This is a genomic window from Streptomyces echinatus, assembly GCF_014203595.1.
In the GTDB taxonomy this organism is placed as follows: Bacteria; Actinomycetota; Actinomycetes; order Streptomycetales; family Streptomycetaceae; genus Streptomyces; species Streptomyces echinatus.
On the sequence record NZ_JACHJK010000003.1, the window covers coordinates 765,952 to 783,942 of the forward strand.

General features: G+C 73.8%; 15 protein-coding genes. 8 read left to right on the forward strand and 7 right to left on the reverse strand.

Features of this window, described 5'->3' with window-relative positions; translation table 11 throughout:
* Nucleotides 1-15 precede the first annotated feature (15 nt).
* Nucleotides 16-708, forward strand: coding sequence for a Type 1 glutamine amidotransferase-like domain-containing protein (locus FHS34_RS12185; protein ID WP_184964335.1), 693 nt, complete (start codon nucleotides 16-18; stop codon nucleotides 706-708).
* Between the two features lie 4 nt (nucleotides 709-712).
* Here the strand turns inward: FHS34_RS12185 and FHS34_RS12190 are convergent, their stop codons facing one another.
* The 3 genes from FHS34_RS12190 to FHS34_RS12200 all read right to left on the reverse strand — a co-directional run bounded on the left by FHS34_RS12190 (nucleotide 713) and on the right by FHS34_RS12200 (nucleotide 3,784).
* On the reverse strand, nucleotides 713-2,158 hold the full coding sequence (locus tag FHS34_RS12190; protein ID WP_184964094.1) for a WGR domain-containing protein: 1,446 nt from the start codon (nucleotides 2,156-2,158) through the stop codon (nucleotides 713-715).
* Between the two features lie 136 nt (nucleotides 2,159-2,294).
* The gene (locus FHS34_RS12195) at nucleotides 2,295-2,882 is read right to left on the reverse strand and encodes an antibiotic biosynthesis monooxygenase (RefSeq protein ID WP_184964095.1); all 588 of its coding nucleotides are present in this window, start codon (nucleotides 2,880-2,882) and stop codon (nucleotides 2,295-2,297) included.
* A gap of 254 nt (nucleotides 2,883-3,136) precedes the next feature.
* Nucleotides 3,137-3,784: a TetR/AcrR family transcriptional regulator gene (locus FHS34_RS12200; protein ID WP_184964097.1), complete on the reverse strand. Its 648-nt coding sequence runs from the start codon at nucleotides 3,782-3,784 to the stop codon at nucleotides 3,137-3,139.
* Between the two features lie 160 nt (nucleotides 3,785-3,944).
* On the opposite strand from FHS34_RS12200, the gene FHS34_RS12205 reads away from it, so the two are divergent.
* Nucleotides 3,945-4,730, forward strand: a complete 786-nt coding sequence (locus FHS34_RS12205) for an SDR family NAD(P)-dependent oxidoreductase (RefSeq protein ID WP_184964099.1) — start codon at nucleotides 3,945-3,947, stop codon at nucleotides 4,728-4,730.
* Nucleotides 4,731-4,940: 210 nt separating this feature from the next.
* Here FHS34_RS12205 and FHS34_RS12210 read toward each other — a convergent pair whose 3' ends face one another.
* Nucleotides 4,941-6,545: an ABC-F family ATP-binding cassette domain-containing protein gene (locus tag FHS34_RS12210; RefSeq protein ID WP_184964102.1), complete on the reverse strand. Its 1,605-nt coding sequence runs from the start codon at nucleotides 6,543-6,545 to the stop codon at nucleotides 4,941-4,943.
* A 180-nt stretch (nucleotides 6,546-6,725) separates the two neighbouring features.
* Nucleotides 6,726-7,430 carry an SDR family oxidoreductase gene (locus tag FHS34_RS12215; RefSeq protein ID WP_184964104.1) on the reverse strand — a complete coding sequence of 235 codons (705 nt, stop codon included), beginning with the start codon at nucleotides 7,428-7,430 and terminating at the stop codon, nucleotides 6,726-6,728.
* Between the two features lie 193 nt (nucleotides 7,431-7,623).
* On the opposite strand from FHS34_RS12215, the gene FHS34_RS12220 reads away from it, so the two are divergent.
* The 5 genes from FHS34_RS12220 to FHS34_RS12240 all read left to right on the forward strand — a co-directional run bounded on the left by FHS34_RS12220 (nucleotide 7,624) and on the right by FHS34_RS12240 (nucleotide 13,540).
* On the forward strand, nucleotides 7,624-8,244 hold the full coding sequence (locus FHS34_RS12220) for a DUF4240 domain-containing protein (protein ID WP_184964106.1): 621 nt from the start codon (nucleotides 7,624-7,626) through the stop codon (nucleotides 8,242-8,244).
* A 584-nt stretch (nucleotides 8,245-8,828) separates the two neighbouring features.
* On the forward strand, nucleotides 8,829-9,626 hold the full coding sequence (locus FHS34_RS12225; protein ID WP_184964108.1) for an SAM-dependent methyltransferase: 798 nt from the start codon (nucleotides 8,829-8,831) through the stop codon (nucleotides 9,624-9,626).
* A 203-nt stretch (nucleotides 9,627-9,829) separates the two neighbouring features.
* Nucleotides 9,830-11,233 (forward strand): uracil-xanthine permease family protein, encoded by a 1,404-nt coding sequence (locus tag FHS34_RS12230; protein ID WP_225817367.1) that lies wholly within the window; start codon nucleotides 9,830-9,832, stop codon nucleotides 11,231-11,233.
* A gap of 49 nt (nucleotides 11,234-11,282) precedes the next feature.
* Nucleotides 11,283-12,833 carry an amidohydrolase family protein gene (locus FHS34_RS12235; RefSeq protein WP_184964112.1) on the forward strand — a complete coding sequence of 517 codons (1,551 nt, stop codon included), beginning with the start codon at nucleotides 11,283-11,285 and terminating at the stop codon, nucleotides 12,831-12,833.
* Nucleotides 12,830-13,540 (forward strand): sulfite exporter TauE/SafE family protein, encoded by a 711-nt coding sequence (locus tag FHS34_RS12240; protein ID WP_184964114.1) that lies wholly within the window; start codon nucleotides 12,830-12,832, stop codon nucleotides 13,538-13,540. Before FHS34_RS12235 ends, FHS34_RS12240 begins: the two co-directional genes overlap by 4 nt.
* A gap of 25 nt (nucleotides 13,541-13,565) precedes the next feature.
* Here FHS34_RS12240 and FHS34_RS12245 read toward each other — a convergent pair whose 3' ends face one another.
* Nucleotides 13,566-14,714: a LacI family DNA-binding transcriptional regulator gene (locus tag FHS34_RS12245; RefSeq protein WP_225817368.1), complete on the reverse strand. Its 1,149-nt coding sequence runs from the start codon at nucleotides 14,712-14,714 to the stop codon at nucleotides 13,566-13,568.
* 310 nt (nucleotides 14,715-15,024) lie between these two features.
* On the opposite strand from FHS34_RS12245, the gene FHS34_RS12250 reads away from it, so the two are divergent.
* Nucleotides 15,025-16,503, forward strand: coding sequence for a glutamate-cysteine ligase family protein (locus FHS34_RS12250; protein WP_184964116.1), 1,479 nt, complete (start codon nucleotides 15,025-15,027; stop codon nucleotides 16,501-16,503).
* A 23-nt stretch (nucleotides 16,504-16,526) separates the two neighbouring features.
* Here FHS34_RS12250 and FHS34_RS12255 read toward each other — a convergent pair whose 3' ends face one another.
* Nucleotides 16,527-17,900: a S41 family peptidase gene (locus FHS34_RS12255; protein WP_184964118.1), complete on the reverse strand. Its 1,374-nt coding sequence runs from the start codon at nucleotides 17,898-17,900 to the stop codon at nucleotides 16,527-16,529.
* Nucleotides 17,901-17,991 lie beyond the last annotated feature (91 nt).

Consider the following 17,991-nt stretch of genomic DNA (forward strand, 5'->3'; position numbering starts at 1 on the left):
GGCGGAGGTTTCTCCATGGACGAGGACGGACTCCTGGACGACTGGCTGCTCACCCACGCCCGCGGCCCCCGCCCCAAGGTGTGCTTCCTGCCCACGGCGAGCGGCGACGCCCCCGGCTATGTCGACCAGTTCCTGACCGCCTTCCGGCCCCGGGACTGCGAGCCCACCGTGCTGTCGTTGTTCCGGCGGGAACTGGACGACGACGCGCTGCGGGACTTCCTGCTCTCCCGCGACGTGGTCTACGTCGGCGGCGGCAACACCGCGAACCTGCTGGCCGTCTGGCGGGTGCACGGGGTGGACCGGCTGCTGCGTGAGGCGTACGACCGCGGGACCGTGCTGTGCGGGATCAGCGCCGGCGCCAACTGCTGGGCAGACGCCTCGCACACCGACTCCTTCGGTCCGCTCGCGGTCCTGCGGGACGGTCTGGGCCTGCTTCCCGGCTCGGTGTGCCCGCACTACGACAGCGAGCCGGGCCGTCGCCCGTCCTACCGGAACGCCGTGAGCACCGGCGCGCTTCCCGCGGGCTGGGCGCTGGAGGACGGCGTGGCTGCGCTGTTCGCGGACGGACACCTCGAAGCGGCGGTGACCCGGCGGCCGGGAGCCCGGCTGTTCCGGGTGGAGCCGGGCGGGCAGGGCGCCGCCGGGGAGCGTTCGGTGCCGTGCCTCCCGCTCGGTGCGGCATCCCGGGGCGGTGCCGGGAGCGGATGAGGTCTCAGAGCAGGCGTCGGATGTCGCCCCGGACCCGGTAGAAGCCGCCCGCGGCCGGGTGGAGGGCGTCGACGACGTACCGGGCGCCGGGCTCGCGTATCGCGCGCGGGAACTGGACGTTCCAGGAGGCGTCGTAACCGTCGGAGACCACGTGCACCCGCAGTCGGCCGCTGTCCTGGACGCACTGGACCACCACCGCCCCGGCGGGCGCCTGGGCGACCGTGGCCACCGCGGCCACGGCCGTGGCCGGAGCGTACGTCGGGAGGGCGGCGGCGAGCTTGACGTCCCGCGCCACCGGTACCGTGCCCTGCTGGGCCGCGGAGATGGCCGCCTCGCTCGCGTCGACGCACACCAGGGAGCCGTCGGTGGTGACCAGGTACAGGCGCTCGTCGTGGTACTGCATCGACAGGGCCGAGCCGCTGCCCGTGCCGAGCTTCCACAGCCGCCTGCCGTCCCGGTCGAAGCAGTAGACGGAGGAGGCCGCGTCGCCGGCGAAGACGAACCGGCCGCCGGGCGAGGTGGCGCACGAGTACACCGAGCTGTCGCACGCGTACGTCGCCTCGATGGCGCCGGTGTCCTTCGACAGCCGCTGGACCACGCGGTGCGCGGTGCCCGCGTACACCGCGTCCCGCTCCTGCCAGCCGAACAGCACGCCGCCCTTGGTGGGGGTGTGCCACAGCTCTCCGCCGCCGTCCGGCGCGTAGGCGGTGACGCCCCGCTGGTGGCCGTGGTAGACCGCACGGTCGTCGGCGCGGACCATCCAGGCGTGCTCACCCTGGCTACGGCGGGACCACTGGTGTTCGTCCTCGTGGTCGATGACGGTGAGGCGGCCGTCGCAGTCCGAGACGTCCAGCACGCCCTCGTGGATGTCGAGCCAGAAGATGTCGACATCGGCGGCGATGTCGTAGGCGGCGAAGGGGAGTTTGGAGGAGAGGTCGTAGACCTTGCCGTCGTCGCAGCCCGCGTAGATCCAGAAGTCGTCGGCGACCAGGCACTTCACGCCGTCCGGCAGGCTGAAGCGGGCCAGGACGGCGCCCTCGTGGTCCAGGGTGTAGACATCACCGGCCTGGTTCCCCACCCAGCAGCGCTCGTCGTCGACATGGATGCCGAACGCGGCGGAGCCGGTGCGGAACCGCCACAGCACCGGTGCCACGGCGCGGGCGGTGGACGGAGCGGAGGCGACCTGACGGCGGGTCACCGCGCGGGGAGCGCGACCGCCCTGGACGGCCGGGGCGTAACCCCTGCGGACCTTCTCCCCCACCTTCTTCGCCGCGGCGGCCCGCGCCTTCTCCACGGTCGCGAACGTCTGCGTCTGCGTCTGCCCGGCGGCGCCGATCCTGCCGTACCGCACCGTCACCGTCAGGCCGTCGACGATCACCTCGTAGAACTTGTGGGCGCCGCCGCCCTCCTGGGACAGCTCCAGATACGTCGTCGACACCGCCGTGGACATGGCAGACCCCTCCCCAGACGGACCCGCGGCCGTTCCCGCGGCTCCTGAACTGCTGCTCACCGTAGGGGCACCCACTGACAATCGCCCCCGGTCACCGCGTCCACCGGAGCGGCCCCCGGGTCTCCGCCCTCTCGCGTCAGGCCCTGCGACGCGGTGCCGGAGCCGTCCCCCTGGTCGGTGCCGGATGCGCTCCGCGCAGCAGCCACGGGCGGGCCTGGCGGGTGAGTCTCGGCTGGATCACCCAGGTGAGCAGGGCGGTGAGCAGAAAGGAGTTGACGGCCAGGGCCGCGGACTGCGGAAGGCCCGGGAACAGCAGCTTCAGAAGTGTGGCGAACGTCAGCAGGCAGGGGTAGGCCGCTGCCCAAGTGGTCAGGAAACTCTTCCACTTGGGCGGGACGCCACGCTCCTGCAGGGTGAACCAGGGGGCCAGGTCGGCGCTGCTGCTGCTCCGTGGGTCCGAGATCCGGTTACCGCGCCGGAGCAGCTCCTGCCGCACGTCCGACCGTTCCCAGGCGTCGAGGTGCTCGGCGGAGTCGAAGCGGTAGACGAGGTGGTGCAGCCCCTGGGCGTCGTGCAGCCGCACGGCACCGAGGTGGCCGGGGAAGCCGGCGGCGGCCCGGTCGACCTCGTCGGCCCAGCGGGCGAAATCGTCCTCCTTGCCCGGGGCGACGACCCTGGTCACGACGACGGTCACCGCCCGGCCGGCACCGGTGTCACCGCTCATACCGCCGCTCGCCGTCAGTGCCGGGGATGCCGGAGAGACCGGAGAGACCAGAGAGGCAGGAGAGACCGGGGACGCCGGGAAGACCCTTGTGGAGCCCCGTCGGCAGGCTGCGGCCGGACCCGGTCATGGCGGCCTCCTCCCACTGTCGCTCCGGCGCTGTCTCCGCGCCGATCACCCGAGTACCCCGGGCCCCGGCCGGGACACGGCCCTCACCGGCCCCGGGCGTCTGATGCAGCGTGACCCGAACAGGAGCCCTACGCCCTGTCGTCCCCCGTCGGCAGCAACGTGTCCATCCCGCCCAGGAGTTGCCGCAGGCACCGCAGCGCGAGCGCGGCCGGGGAGCCCTGGCCGGCGACGCCGGCCTCCGTGCCCGCCCAGGTCTCCAGGGCGATGCGGATCGCGTCCGTGGCCGCCGCCGCGACCAGGCGTGCCTGCAACGGCTCCAGCCCGCCCGCGAGCCGGGCGACGACCGGGACGAGCCGTTCCTCGGACTCCTGGTTCACCCGGTACCACACCGCGCGCAAGGCGGGATCGTCCGCCGCCGCCCGCAGCAGCCCCCGGGTCCGCAGCAGCGCCCCGGCCGCCTCCTCGTCCGGCGCCGCCAGCGACTCCTGCACGGCCGACTCGAGGGCCCCCGACAGACCGGCACCGGGCTCGGCCGCCTCCAGCAGCGCCCGCCACCGGCCGGCTCCGTCCGCCAGCAGGGGGCTCACCGCGTCCTGCTTGGAGCGGAAGTAGCGGTAGAAGGTCCGCAGCGCCACGCCCGCGTGCCGGGCGATCTCCTCGGCGGTGGTCGCGTGCGGCCCCTGCGCGGCGAACAGTTCGGCCGCCGCGTGCGCGATGTCCAGCTGGGTCGCGGCCTTGCGGCGCTCGGTCAGGGAGGAGGGCGGCTTGGTGCTCACCTCAGCAAGGGTACGGCCCGCGAGCCGGTGATGGCACGTAGTGACGTAATGGCAAAACGTGCCACTACGGCGTAACGTGAAGGCATCGGGACGCCGGCCGGCAAGAGATCCGGCGTCGCACCGACCCCGCCGCGCGCCGGCGGGCCGGGCAGGAGAACACATGAACCGCTACGAAGGCCGCCGCGTGCTGATCACCGGAGGCGGGTCCGGTATCGGCCAGGCCACCGTGCTGCGCATCCTCGCCGAGGGCGGCAGCGTGGTGGCCGCGGACGTGAGTGAACAGGGTCTGTGGGACACCGCGGAGAAGGCCGCCGCGTACACGGACCGGCTCACGACCCGCGTCGTGGACATCGCCGACGAGGACTCCGTACGCGCCGGGGTCGCCGCCGCGACCGGCGCGCTCGGCGGCCTGGACGTGCTCGTCAACGCCGCCGGGATCCTGCGCTCCTCGCACACCGACCGGACGAGCCTCGCGGAGTTCACCCGCATCCTGCGGGTGAACCTCGTCGGCACCTTCCTCGTGATCCGCGAGGCGATACCCGCGCTGCTGGCCGGCCAGGACGCGGCGGTCGTCAACTTCAGCTCCACCTCGGCCGTGTTCGCGCATCCCTACATGGCCGCCTACGCGGCGAGCAAGGGCGGCGTCCAGTCGATGACGCACGCGCTCGCCGCCGAGTACGCCGGCCGGGGCATCCGGTTCACCGCCGTCCAGCCCGGCTCCATCTCCAGCGGTATGACCGACGGCAGCGGCGCCAGCGGGCAGAGCAGCGGGCCGGGGCTTCCCGCCGATGCCGACATGAGCCTGTTCGCGAAGCTCTCCCCCGCCCTCGGCCGGGGCTTCGCCGGCCCCGAGACGGTGGCGTCCGTGGTGGCCATGCTCGGCTCCCGGGACGGCGGGTTCATCACCGGGACCGAGATCCGCGTCGACGGCGGCACCCACTTCTGACCGCCCCCCGCCACCCCGGCCCGAGGCCGGGCCCGCGCCCGGACTCGGGCGGGGGTACGGCGTCGGGCGAGGGTACGACGCCGGACCGGGCCCGGCATCGAGGCGGAGTCCCGGCGCCTGGTGAAGGCCCAGCGCCACGCGAAGCCGCGCCACCCCAAGCCGAGGCCCAGCACGCGGCAAGGGGCAGACATCAGCCGTCACGCAGGGCCGTCACGCGAGGGTGATCAGGTCCCGGTAGTCCTCGTTCCACAGGTCCTCGTCCGCGTCCGGCAGGAGCAGGACCCGGTCCGGGCGCAGGGCGTCGACGGCGTCCTCGTCGTGGGTGACCATCACGATCGCGCCGGGATAGGAGCCCACCGCGCCCAGCACCTCGTCGCGCGAGGCCGGGTCGAGGTTGTTGGTGGGTTCGTCCAGCAGCAGCACGTTCGCCCCCGAGTGGACCAGGCCGGCCAGCGCCAGCCGGGTCTTCTCCCCGCCGGACAGCACACCCGCGGGCTTGTCGGCGTCGTCGCCGGTGAACAGGAACGCACCCAGCACACGCCGCGCCTCGCCGGAACTCAGGTGCGGCGCGGCCAGGCCCAGGTTCTCCAGGACCGTGCGCCCGGTGTCGAGCGTGTCGTGCTCCTGGGCGAAGTAGCCCAGCCGCAGTCCGTGCCCGTGCACCACCCGTCCGCCGTCGGGCCGCTCGGCACCGGCGAGGACGCGCAGCAGGGTGGTCTTCCCGGCGCCGTTGAGACCGAGCACGACCAGCCGGCTCCCCCGGTCCACGGCCAGGTCCACCCCGGCGAGGACCCGGCGGCCGCCGTAGGACTTGGCGAGGCCAATCGCGCCGAGCGGGGTCCGCCCGCAGGGGGCGGGTTCGGGCAGCCGGATTCGCGCGGTCTTCTCGGTACGCCGGGACGGTTCCAGTCCGGCCAGCATCCGGTCGGCGCGCCGGGCCATGCTCCGCGCCATGGTGGCGGTGGCGGAGCGGGCCTTCATCCGGTCGGCCTGGGCGTGCAGGGCGGCGGCCTTGCGTTCGGCGCTCGTCCGCTCGCGGGTGCGGCGCCGCTCGTCCGCGTCGCGCCGGCCCAGATACGTGTGCCAGCCCGTGTTGTGGATGTCGATCGTCGCCCGGGGGGCGTCCAGGTGGAAGACACGGTTGACGACGTCGGCGAGCAGGGCCGTGTCATGGCTGATCACCACCAGACCGCCCTGGTGGGCCTGGAGGAAGGTGCGCAGCCAGGCGAGCGAGTCGGCGTCGAGGTGGTTGGTCGGCTCGTCCAGCAGCAGGGTGCGGTCGGTTCCGGCGAACAGGATGCGGGCGAGTTCGACGCGTCGCTTCTGTCCGCCGGAGAGGGTGCCGACCGGCTCGGCCAGCGCGTGTTCGGGCAGGCCGAGTCCGGCCGCGACGCGGGCCGCCTCGGCCTCGGCCGCGTATCCCCCGCCGGCCTGGAAGGCGGCGTCGGCGCGGGCGTAGGCGCGCATCGCGCGTTCCAGTGCCGTCGCGTCGGCGGCGTCGGCCATCGCCGTCTCGGCCTTGCGCAGGGCGCGCAGCGCGCCGTCGAGGCCGCGGGCGGACAGGATGCGGTCGGTGACGGTCGCGGCCGGGTCGGCGGCGCGGGAGTCCTGCGCGAGGAAGCCGACCGGCCCGGTGTGGGTGATGGTGCCGGAGGCGGGCCTGGACCGCCCGGCGAGTGCCGTCATGAGGGTGGTCTTGCCGGCGCCGTTGCGGCCGACGAGGCCGATCCGGTCCCCGGGGGAGACGGTGAAGGAGACGCCGGAGAGCAGGAGGCGGGCGCCGGCGCGCAGCTCGGCATCACGAACGGTGATCATGGGGGAACGCTCCGAAAAAGCAAGAGGACACACTTCTGGCGTGGAAGCGGGTCCTCAGCTAGGAAATTCGGGGCGTAGACATGCGGTCACGTTAACGCGAGCGCCCGCGCCGTCGCATCCCGTTTTTCCGGGAGCGGGGTGCGAGCGCACCGCCCGGCCGTCGCCGCGGGCCGGCCGGGGTCAGACGGCCAGCTGCGGATAGAGCGCCGCCAGGTCTCCGGACAGACCCGCCTTCACCTGCCGGCTGATGTCGTCCGCCAGCACCTCGTACGCCCCGGCCTCCACGCCGTCGAGCGCGAGCGCGGCGACGTCCTGGGGGGTGGACTTGGGCGCGTCCACGTCCGCGGCCATGTCGGTGTCGATGTAGCCGACGTGCAGTCCGGTCACGCCGATGCCCCGCGGGGCCAGTTCCAGGCGCAACGAGTTGGTCTGGGACCACAGGGCCGCCTTGGTGGCGCTGTAGGAGCCGGCGAGGCCGATCCAGGAGAGCACGGAGTGGACGTTGAGGAGATGCCCGCCGCCGTTGCGCTCGACGATCGGCACGAAGGCCCGGGTGACCAGCAGCGGCCCGTAGAAGTTGGCCTCGAACTCCCGGCGCACGTCGTCGAGCGGGGCGTCCAGGAAGGAGCGCGCGCCGAGCGAGATGCCGGCGTTGTTGACCAGGAGGGTGACGTCCTGGGCCTGCTCCGCCGCGGCCTCGACGGACCGGGGGTCGGTGACCTCCAGAGCGAGGGGTACGGCGTCGGGGTGTGTGACGCCGCGCGGGTCACGGGCGGTGGCGTAGACCTTGGCGGCGCCACGCGCGTACAGCTCTTCCACCAGCGCCTTGCCCAGTCCGCGGCTGCCGCCGGTGACCAGCGCGACAGAGTTCTTGATCGACGTCATGTCCGTCTCCCATGTGAAACCGATCGGTTTCCCTCCACCGTAAACCGATCGGTTTCCCGCGGCAAGCGCGCACGGCCCGGGCCGGCGGTGAACCGCGGTCGGCGACCGGGTGCGGCCACGCGGGACGGGTGTTCGGCCGCGGCGCGGCAGGATCTCCGCGAGATGTCGGTACCCGGTGGCATGCTCTGCCGCCATGAACAGACAGCGGTTCTGGCAGCTCGTCGAGGAAGCCCGCGGTCGGGCGTCCGACCCGGACGACGAGGAGGAGGTCGTCCGCCGGGCGGCCTCGCGGCTGGCCACACATCCGGCCCGGGAGATCGTCGCCGCTCAGCAGGTGCTCTGGGACCTGATGGCGGACTCCTACACCAACCCTCTGTGGGCCGCCGCCTACGTGATCAACGGAGGGTGCTCCGACGACGGCTTCGACTACTTCCGTGGCTGGTTGATCGCGCAGGGACGCGAGACCTTCGAGCGCGTCGTCGCCGACCCCGATGCCCTGGCGGAACTGCCCGTCGTGCGGGCCTCAGCGGCCGACGGAGCCGATCTCGACTGCGAGGAGGCGCTGAGCATCGCCTGGAACGCACACATCATGGCGACCGGCGAACCACTCCCCGACCGTGCCTTCACCGTCCGGTACCCGGGCCTGGACCCCGCCTGGAACTTCGATTTCGACGACCACGGGGAGCTGGCTCGCCGGCTGCCGCGCCTGGCGGCTCTCTGTCTGGAGCAACCGGAAACTCACGGTGCCGAGACGAGGAGCGGCGAGGGCGCGTACCCGACCCGCAGCGTGCGCGGGCCCGGTCCCGGCCGGTGAGCGGCCGAGCCCCACAAGCGCCGCTCGGCACGCTGCCGACGAGGCCGGTCGCCGGCGGGAGCGAGACCGCCGGCGTTCGACGGGGCGGGGAACGACCCGAGCGCATGGATTAAGCGTTCCCCGTCCCTGCCGGTCGGCCCGCCGCCGCTCGGGCGGCCGAGGCGGTGGGCCGGTTCGTGGGGGCGGCCGGCGGACGTGCCCGGACCACCGGTCCTCTTCAGACCCTCCGACGCCCGGCGTGCCCGGGCCATCCGAGGGGGTCCGGCCGGGTGAGGCACCAGGGGCGGCCCCGGCCCGCCGGCGGCGGAGATTGGCGGTCCCCCGGCCGGCACAGGCCCGCCGGCGGCCGCCGCAGACGATCCCCTGGCCGCCACAGACGATCGCCGGCACGGACGATCCCTTGGCCGGCACTGGCAGTCCGGCGCTCGGCACCGGCCCGCCGGCGGTCGGCGCCAGCCCTCCGGCGGCCGGCCCGGCCCTCCGGGGGCTGCGGGAACTCCCGGCCAAGGCATACGAGTTGATGTGGGAAGCTGTGCCCGGCCGGTACGGGCCGAGGCCGTGCCGGTCGTGGAGAGGAGCACAGCGTGACACAGGACGGCTTCGAGGCCGTGAGCATCGACACCAGCAGACCGCATCCCGCGCGGATCTACGACTACCTCCTGGGCGGCAAGGACAACTACGAGGTGGACCAGCGGGCGGGCGACGAACTCGCCGCCGCGGCGCCCGAGGCACGGATCGGCGTCCGGGCGAACCGCGCATTCCTGCGGCGTGCCGTCCGGTACGTCGTGGACAGCGGCGTGCGCCAGATCCTGGACATCGGCACCGGGCTGCCCACCTCGCCGAACGTGCACGAGGTCGCCCAGTCGGCGGCGCCGGACGTCCGCGTGGCCTACGTCGACAACGACCCGATCGTCGCCGCGCACGGCAACGCCCTGCTCAGCCGGTCCGGCACGACCCGTATCGTGCTCGGCGACCTGCGCGACCCGCGGTCCCTCCTGGACCATCCGGACGTCCGCCAGCTCATCGACTTCGACCGCCCGGTCGCCCTGCTCCTCGTCGCGATCCTGCACTTCCTGGCCGACGCTGACCGGCCCGCCGAGATCGTCGCCACGCTGCGCGACGCGCTGCCCGCCGGCAGCTTCCTGGTGCTCTCGCACGCCACCGGCGACTTCGCCGACCGCACCGCCGCCCAGGCCGTCTACACCAAGGCGACCGCCTCCCTGAACCTGCGCACCCACGCCGAGGTGGAACGGTTCTTCGACGGCTTCGACCTCATCGAACCGGGACTGGCCCAGGTGCCGTTCTGGCGCCCGGACAGCCCGCCGCCCCCGCGGTCCGAGGAGATCGGCTTCTACGGCGGCGTGGCCCGCAAGACCGTCTGAACCCGACCACTCCTGTCCGGTCCCGACCGGCCGGCCCGCCGCAGCGGCCCTCGATGCGGCGGGCCGACGGCGTTCACCCCCTTGACCAACCCCCTGGCCGCACCCCCATACTGACCGCCAAATCGATTTGGCCAAATCGATTTGGCCGCCGTCCACGGCCGGATCGTCAGGCCTGCACCGAGCGAGCCGAACGGAGCCCGCGCGTGTCCAGTCCCGCACATCCCGTCGTCCCCGATCCCCCGCAGAACGCCGCCACCGGTGCCGTGCACCCCGTGGACGAGTCCCGCCCCCTCGGCCGGATCCTCCTCTTCGGCGTCCAGCACGTCCTCGTCATGGCGGCGACACCGATCTCCGCGATCTTCCTGATGAGCGCCACCCTCCGGCTGAAGCCGGACGTCACCGTCGATCTGCTGTCGGCGGCCCTGCTGCTGTCCGGCGTCGGATCGCTGGTCCAGTCGCTCGGCCCGTGGAAGTTCGGTCCCCGGCTGCCGTTCGTGATGCTGCCCGGCGGCGCACCCCTGATCCTGTTCATGTCCATCGCGCAGCAGCACGGACTGCGCACCGCCACCGGCGCCGTGCTCCTCACCGCCGCGTTCACCTTCGTCGTCCTGCCGCTGTTCGCGCGCCTGCTGAGGTTCTTCCCGCCCCTGGTCATCGGCACGATGATCGTGATCGTCGGGGTCAACCTGGTGAAGGTCGGCGCGCTGCTGGTCACCGGGCAGCCCGGCACACCCGGCTTCGCCGATCCGGCCCGGCTGGGGCTCGCGTTCGCCACGATCGGCCTGATCGTGCTCTTCAGCCGGTTGCTCCGCGGGGTGCTGCGCCAGCTCGCCGTCATGCTCGGCCTGGCCGTGGGGACGGCCCTCGCCTGCGCCGCCGGCCAGGTGCACCCGGGCGCCCTGCTCTCCGGGCCCCTGGTCGGCGTGCCCGGCCCGCTGCCGTTCGGCACGCCCGCCTTCGACCTCGTCGCCGCGCTGCCGCTGATGCTGTACAGCCTGGCCGCCATGGCCGAGGCGACGGGGCAGACCGTCATCAACGCCGAGGCGGTGGGCAAGGACATCGACATCCGGTCGGCCGTGCCGCGCACCGTCCGCGGGGACGCCCTCACCTCGCTGCTCGGCGGCCTCTTCGGGCTGCCGTTGATGGTCACGAGCGGGGAGAACATCGGCATCGTCCGGGTGACCGGGGTGCGCAGCCGGTACGTCACGGCCGCCGCGGGGGTCGTCCTCGTGGTCCTCGGCTTCCTCACGCCCGTCGCCCGGGCCATCAGCGTCATGCCCCCGGCCGTGGTGGGCGGCGCCGCGATGACCGTCTTCGCGGTGATCACCGTACTGGGCGTGCAGATGCTCGGGCGGGCCCGGCTGGAGGACCACACGGCCACCCTCACGTGTGCGGTCGCGCTGGCGCTGGGACTGCTGCCGGTCCTGGTGCCCGGTGTGTACGCCGGTTTCCCGTCCGGCGTACGGATCCTGCTGGAGAGCGGGGTCGCCGTGGGCGCCCTGACCGCCGCCGTCCTCAACGTCGTCTTCCACCACCTGGGCCGCCGGACCGCGACCGCCGCCACCGCCGTACCGGACGGAGTGCCCGGTCCGGCCGCCCGCGCGTGAGCCGCCGCCCGTACGACAGCCCATCCGTCCGTTCGAACCACGGAGAACCATGAGCGACCTGACCCCGGACCGGCTGCGGCACGAGACGCTGCTGCTGGTCCCCGATGTGACGCTGACCGCCGACGGCCCGCTGGACGGGCACGCGGTGCTGGTGCGGGACGGCGTGTTCCGCGATGTCGGTCCCGCCGAGCGGATCGTGCGTACGCACCCCTCGCTGACGCCGCTGCGGCTGCCCGGGCATGTGCTGATGCCCGGCTTCGTCGACGCCCACCATCATCTGACCCAGAGTTTCGGGGGCGCGCTCGCCTTCGGGGAGCCCTCGGAGATCTTCCGCCGGGTATGGGTGCCGCTGGAGCGCGCGCTGGACGAGGAGTCGGCGTACGTGGCCGCGAAACTGGCCGCCCTGGAGTCGCTGCGCGGCGGATTCACCACGGTCGCCGAGGCCGGCACCCGTGCCCGGGTGGACGCGGACGTGGTCGCCTCGGCGGCGCGGGACGCGGGCATCCGCTGTGTGCTCGGCCTGGTCTGCAACGACGCCGCGGACGGCACCGGCGAGGACGCCGATCCGCGTGCCGTGCTCGCCGCCGCCGAACGTCATCTGGCCCGCTACGGCGGCGACGGCCTGGTCCACCCGTCGCTCGCCGTGTCCGTCCCGGAGGCCGCGACCGGGCCGACGCTGGCCGCCACGGCACGTCTGGCCGCCGCCGCGGGGACCGTCGTGCAGATCCATGTGAACGAACACCTCGTCGCCGTCGAACGCTCCCTCGTCCGGCACGGGATGCGGCCCCTGGAGTACCTGCACCACGTGGGCGCGCTCGGTCCGCAGCTGCTCGCCGCCCACGCCACGCTGCTCACCCCGGCCGAGGTCACGCTGCTCGCCGACTCCGGTACGGCGGTGAGCTACAACCCGGTCGCCAGCGCCTGGAAGGGCAACGCGGTCGCGCCTGCCACGGCCTTCGCCGAGCGGGGCGTCAGGTTCGGCCTCGGTACCGACGGCACCCGCGGCGACGGATTCCGGCTCGCGGACGCGGCCGAGTCCGCCCAGCGGCTCACCTACGGTCTGGCCGGCGGCGACTCCTCCTGCGGGGCCGGCTGGACCTGGCTGGAGCGGGCCGGCGCGGGGGGTGCGGACGCGGTCGGGCTCGGCCGGCTCACCGGGCGGGTCGCGGTGGGCCGGGCCGCCGACTTCCTGCTCGTGGACGTCAGCGGACCGGAGATGCGGCTGTCCTGGGACCTGCCCTGGGAGCTGGTCCGACGCGGCAACCGGGACCAGCTCACCGCCGTGTTCGTCGCCGGCCGGATGCGGCTGTGGCGCGGCTGGCCGCCGGACTGGGACGGCCCGGCCCTGGTCCGGCGGGCCGCGGAACTGGCCCGCCGGGTGGTGGCACGGGCCGGGGTGACACGAGCCCACCCGACGTCGGTGGACGCGTGGCGCCAGGCGGGACCGGCACGGCCGACAACGGCGGCACGGCCGACCGGGATGACGGCACCGGCGGCACCGGGCTCGGCCGAGGCGACGACGGCGGGGGCGCGAGCGACGAGGGCGGCCGAACCGGCGACGGCAGCCTCTTCGGCCCGTGCCGCCGGAGGCCGGGCATGACCGGGGCGACGCTCGCCGTGCTGGCACTGACCGTGGCGGCGGCCGCGTTCGTGCAGGGCGCCAGCGGGCTGGGCTTCGCACTGATCGTGGCACCGGTCGCGGGACTGCTCGATCCGGGGCTGCTGCCCGTGTTCGTGCTCACCTCGATGATCCCGCTGAACATGTACGTCGCCTGGCGGGAGCGGCACAGCCTCGATCTGCGGGGCGCCGGCTGGATCACGGCCGCGCGGCTGACGGCGACCCCGGGAGGGCTCGCGCTGCTGTGGGTCGTACCGGAGGGCGACCTGGGGACGGTCGTCGGCGCCGCGACGGTGCTGGCGGCGGTGGTGAGCCTCGCCGTGCCGGGCTTCGTGCCGGGGCGCGGCGCCTATGTGGGCGCGGGCGTCGTCACCGGACTGACCGAGACGGCGACCGGGGTCGGTGGTCCGCCGCTCGCCCTCGTCTACCAGCACCGGCCGCCCGCCGAGCTGCGCGCCACGGTCGCCCTCTGCTTCCTGACCGGCGAAGTCGCCTCCCTCGCCCTGCTGTTCGTCAGCGGCCGGGGCCGCGCGGCGGACCTGGGCTGGGCGACGCTGCTGCTGCCCGCGCTGGCGGCGGGCGCCTGGCTGAGCCGTCTGGTGCACCAGCGTGTCGACGCGAAGCGGATGCGCGCCTTCGTGCTCGCGTTCGCCCTGGTGTCCGGGCTGGTCCTGATGGCGGGCGGCTGAACCACAGCGGCGGGCGCCGGGCCCCCTAGCGCCGCAGGGACGAGGCGCGGACGACGAGCCGTGGCTCGGGGGCCGGCACCCCGCGCCCCGCCCGCTCGCCGTCGTCACCGGAGCGGCCGACGGTGCGACCGACGGAACCGGAACGGCTGTCGCCGACCGGACCGCCACCGGAGTCGCCGCCGGCACCGGTCGCCGGCTCCCCGGCGCCGGCTCCCGGTTGCGCTCCCAGCCGGCCCAGCAGCAGCTCCACCGCGTCCGCCGCGGCCCGGTCCAGGCGCAGGTCGACCGCGGTGAGCGGCGGTTCGCAGGTGCGGGCGCGCAGACCGTCGTACCGGGTGACGACCATGACGTCGTCGGGCACCCGGCGGCCCGCGTCGCGCAGCGCCCGCACCGCCCCGACGGCGAAGGCGTCGACGAGCACGCACAGCGCGTCGACGCCGGGATGCTCGGTGAGCAGTGCGGCGCACCGGTCGTACCCCGCCTGCTCGCCGCCGTCCTCCGGCGCGCAGGCGACGACCGGCGTCCAGCCGTGGGCCGCCGCCGCGCGTTCGTAGGCGGCGCGGGCGTCGACCGAGGAGTGGCGGGTGCCCGCGCCGACGACGAGGGCGGGACGGCGGGCGCCCTGGGCGCGCAGGTGGTCCAGGAGCAGTTCGACGACCCGGCCTCCGTGCAGGTCCACGTAGGGCGCGTCGTCGTCCGGCGCGGTGGGCCGGCCCAGCGTGACGTACGGCAGCCCGCGCTCGCGCAGTTGGGCCACGGCCGCGTCGTCCGCCGCGGGTTCGACCACGATGGCACCGTCGATGTCGACGGTGTACAGCGCGGATCCGGACTGCACGGGCGGGATCAGCACCAGCGCGTACTCGTGGACGAGGGCGCGTTCGGCCGCCGCGGCGGCCACCTCCATGTAGAAACCGAGCCGGGACGGGCCGCCGGCCACCGCGAACGGCATCGAGGAGGCCAGCGCGATGGCCCTGGCCTCGCCACGGCGCAGCCGCTGGGCGCGCAGGTTGGGCCGGTAACCCAGGTCCGCGGCGATCTTCTTGATGCGCTCGCGGGTCCGCGGATCCACCTTGCCGATGCCGTTGAGGGCGTGGGACACCGTCGTCCGGGACACCGACGCGGCCTCGGCCACATCGGCGATGGTGGGCCGGCGGGCGCCGCGGGAGATGGTCATGTGCCCATCTTCCCAACAGCCGTCACCGGCGGACCACCGGGTGACGCCCGGGGCTCGGAGCGAGCGGCGCGGTGGGCGCGAAGGTGCGGTGCGGGGGGGGCGCGAGTGCTCGGGTACTCGGGTGCGGGAGTGCTGCTGCGGGAGCGCATGGGGCGTGGGCCCGCGTGCCCCGGCCCGCCGGGTGGTCGCCACGGGGACGCGGCGGTGCGCGTCTCCCGGCGTCGGCCCGGCCGGGCATCCGCTTGGTGGGCATCGCACGATGATGCGACGCTGGGTGGAGAGGTGTCCGCCGAGGGACCCGGGAGGGCCTATGGGGCGTGACGTCCCGGCGCTCGTCTTCACGCGCGAGGACCGCCGCCGGTACCGGATCAAGATGCAGGAGTGCCTGGACGCGTTCGCGCAGATGCTGCGCGAGGCACATTTCGAGTCGGAGCGGCCCCAGGTGGGTCTGGAGATCGAGCTGAATCTGGTGGACGACGACGCCGAGCCGGCGATGCGCAACACCGATGTGCTGGAGGCGATCTCCGATCCCGCGTGGTCCACCGAGCTGGGCCGGTTCAACCTGGAGATCAACGTTCCGCCCAGGCGGCTGATCGCGGGCGGTCCGGACGCCTGGGAGGGAGAGATCCGGGCCGCGCTGAACCATGCCGACGAGCGTGCCCGGTCGGTCGGCGCCCGTCTGATCACGGTCGGGATCCTGCCCACGCTCCTGCAGGAGCAGATCGGTGAGGGGGCGCTGTCGGAGAATCCCCGCTACCGGCTGCTCAACGACCAGGTCTTCGCGGCCCGCGGCGAGGACCTGCGCATCGAGATCGACGGAGCCGACCGGCTGCGGACCTACGCGGACACGATCACCCCGGAGGCCGCGTGCACCAGCACGCAGTTCCATCTCCAGGTCTCGCCCGAGGAGTTCGCCGGCTACTGGAACGCGGCGCAGGCGATCGCGGGCGTGCAGGTCGCGCTCGCGGCCAACTCCCCCTTTCTGTTCGGCAAGGAGCTGTGGCACGAGACCCGGATCCCGCTGTTCGAGCAGGCCACCGACACCCGTCCGGAGGAGATCAAGGTGCAGGGGGTGCGGCCGCGGGTGTGGTTCGGTGAGCGGTGGATCAACAGCGTCTTCGACCTCTTCGAGGAGAACCTGCGCTACTTCCCGGCCCTCCTCCCGCTGTGCGACGAGCAGGATCCGGTGGAGACGCTGGACCGCGGCGACATCCCCGAACTCTCCGAGCTCACCCTGCACAACGGCACGATCTACCGCTGGAACCGGCCGGTCTACGCCGTCGCCCACGACCGGCCGCACATCCGGGTGGAGAACCGGGTGCTGCCCGCCGGCCCGACCGTCGCCGACACCCTCGCCAACGGCGCGTTCTACTACGGGCTCACCCGGGCCCTGGTGGAGGAGGACCGCCCGGTGTGGTCGCGGATGTCCTTCGCGGCCGCCGAGGACAATCTGCACGCCGCCGCCCGGCACGGTATCGAGGCGCTGCTGTACTGGCCCGGGATGGGCGAGGTCCATGTGCCGGAGCTGGTGCTGCGCCGGCTCCTGCCGCTCGCGCACCGCGGCCTGGAGCAGACCGGCATGGACGCCGCCTGGCGGGAGCCGCTCCTCGGTGTCATCGAACAGCGTTGTGTGACGGCGCGCAACGGCGCGGTGTGGCAGAAGGAGATGTTCCATCACATCGACGCCACCACGCACGCCGGCCGGCACGAGGCCCTGCGCCGGATGACCCAGGTGTACATCGACTACATGCACCTCAACGCCCCGGTGCACACCTGGCCCGTCGACTGATCCGCGCTCCCGCCCGGCCGGGATCAGCCGGGGGCGCGCAGGACGGCGACCGCACGGTCGAAGGCCGAGTCGCGGTTCTTCGCGAACTCCTCCTCGGTGAAGACGGGTTCGGTCAGGTCCGGTGGGATGCCCGTGCCGTCGAAGGTGCGGCCGGTACGGGTCAGGTACTCCTCGTTCGGCAGGGTGAAGAACATGTCTCCGGGGAGGCTGCGCGTCAACGGGTCCGAGAAGACGCCCTGGGTGGGCCGGCCGATGCGCACGGTGCGGCCGGTCCGGTCGAACAGGGCCTGGGTGAAGGTCTCGCCGGCGCTGACCGTCGATCCGCCGGTGAGGACGGCGATCGGGCCGGTGTACCGGGGCGCGTCGGCCGGGACGACGGGCACGGGTTCGGGCCGGGTGTGCCGGGTGTGGTCGGCCGGGTCGTTGCGGACGCGCTTGGCGTAGGCGGTGTAGGGGGTGTCGGTCAGCCGTCCGGCTGTCCGGATGCCGAGGGCGTCGTAACCGCCGTCGTTCACGCGCAGGTCGATGATCAGGCCTTTCAGGCGCCGGGTACGGCTCGGGGTGAGGACGGTGTCGAGCGCCCGGTCGAGTTCCGTGCGGTGCGCGGTGTAGGGCGCGTCGTCGCCGGCGAAGTGGTCGAAGGCGGAGATCCGCAGGTAGCCGAGGTCGTCGCGCAGGTCGGCGTAGGTGATGTGCCCCTCGGCGAAGTCCTGCCGGTGCGTGGCGTCCTTCAGGTCTCGGGCTTCGATGAAACGCTTGGCCCTGTCGTCCAGTTCCTCGCTCGGCGGCTCGGTGCCGGGCCGTACCTCGAAGAAGTCGCGCTCGCCGTCCTCGACCGTGACATGGACGTCGTACAGGGGCTTCAGCATGCGGCTGAAGATGCCGAAGAGTTCGGGGCCCGTGGTGTTCCGGTGCACCTGCGGCCGGTACCGGTCGCGGACGGCGTGCCAGTCGACGCCCTTGCGGCCGAAGAAGGGGTAGTTCTCCTCGAAGGTCTGCCAGAGCGCGTCGAAGCCGGCCCGTGGGTCCTTCGGCGCCGGCCGGCCGCAGTCGTCGGGCAGGGTGCGGATCCGGGTGAGCTCGCGGTGTCCGACCGAGCCGTCCTCGGCGATCCGGGCGTGGTCGTCGTCGCGGCCGGTCCGTACGGTGAGGACGGTGCCGTCGGACGTGGTGTAGGAGCCGGGGCCGGTCTGTCGTGCGGAGTCGCCCTCGATGCAGCTGACGGACGTGGTCTGGTACTGCCGCAGGCCGCCCTGGCCGAGGACGAGCAGGGTGCCGTAGCCGTCCGTCCGCCACACTCCGTCGGTGACCGGCGAGCGCGGTGGTGCGAGGGTCGCGGCCGGTACGGCCATGGCCGCGAAGGCCAGGGCGGCGACAGTGGCCGTGACGATGCGCACGATGGGGTCCTCCCGGTGCGGTCCTCCCGGTGCGGGTCCCTGCATCACCACCGTGTCCGACGCCCGCGCCGACCGCCATCCGGCGGACCGG

Excerpts from the sequence above, each read along its gene's own strand:
- FHS34_RS12185 (WP_184964335.1), top strand. The coding sequence starts at position 16 with ATGGACGAGGACGGACTCCTGGACGACTGGCTGCTCACCCACGCCCGC.
- FHS34_RS12190 (WP_184964094.1), bottom strand. The coding sequence starts at position 2,158 with ATGTCCACGGCGGTGTCGACGACGTATCTGGAGCTGTCCCAGGAGGGC.
- FHS34_RS12195 (WP_184964095.1), bottom strand. The coding sequence starts at position 2,882 with ATGAGCGGTGACACCGGTGCCGGCCGGGCGGTGACCGTCGTCGTGACC.
- FHS34_RS12205 (WP_184964099.1), top strand. The coding sequence starts at position 3,945 with ATGAACCGCTACGAAGGCCGCCGCGTGCTGATCACCGGAGGCGGGTCC.
- FHS34_RS12210 (WP_184964102.1), bottom strand. The coding sequence starts at position 6,545 with ATGATCACCGTTCGTGATGCCGAGCTGCGCGCCGGCGCCCGCCTCCTG.
- FHS34_RS12215 (WP_184964104.1), bottom strand. The coding sequence starts at position 7,430 with ATGACGTCGATCAAGAACTCTGTCGCGCTGGTCACCGGCGGCAGCCGC.
- FHS34_RS12220 (WP_184964106.1), top strand. The coding sequence starts at position 7,624 with ATGAACAGACAGCGGTTCTGGCAGCTCGTCGAGGAAGCCCGCGGTCGG.
- FHS34_RS12235 (WP_184964112.1), top strand. The coding sequence starts at position 11,283 with ATGAGCGACCTGACCCCGGACCGGCTGCGGCACGAGACGCTGCTGCTG.
- FHS34_RS12240 (WP_184964114.1), top strand. The coding sequence starts at position 12,830 with ATGACCGGGGCGACGCTCGCCGTGCTGGCACTGACCGTGGCGGCGGCC.
- FHS34_RS12245 (WP_225817368.1), bottom strand. The coding sequence starts at position 14,714 with ATGACCATCTCCCGCGGCGCCCGCCGGCCCACCATCGCCGATGTGGCC.
- FHS34_RS12250 (WP_184964116.1), top strand. The coding sequence starts at position 15,025 with ATGGGGCGTGACGTCCCGGCGCTCGTCTTCACGCGCGAGGACCGCCGC.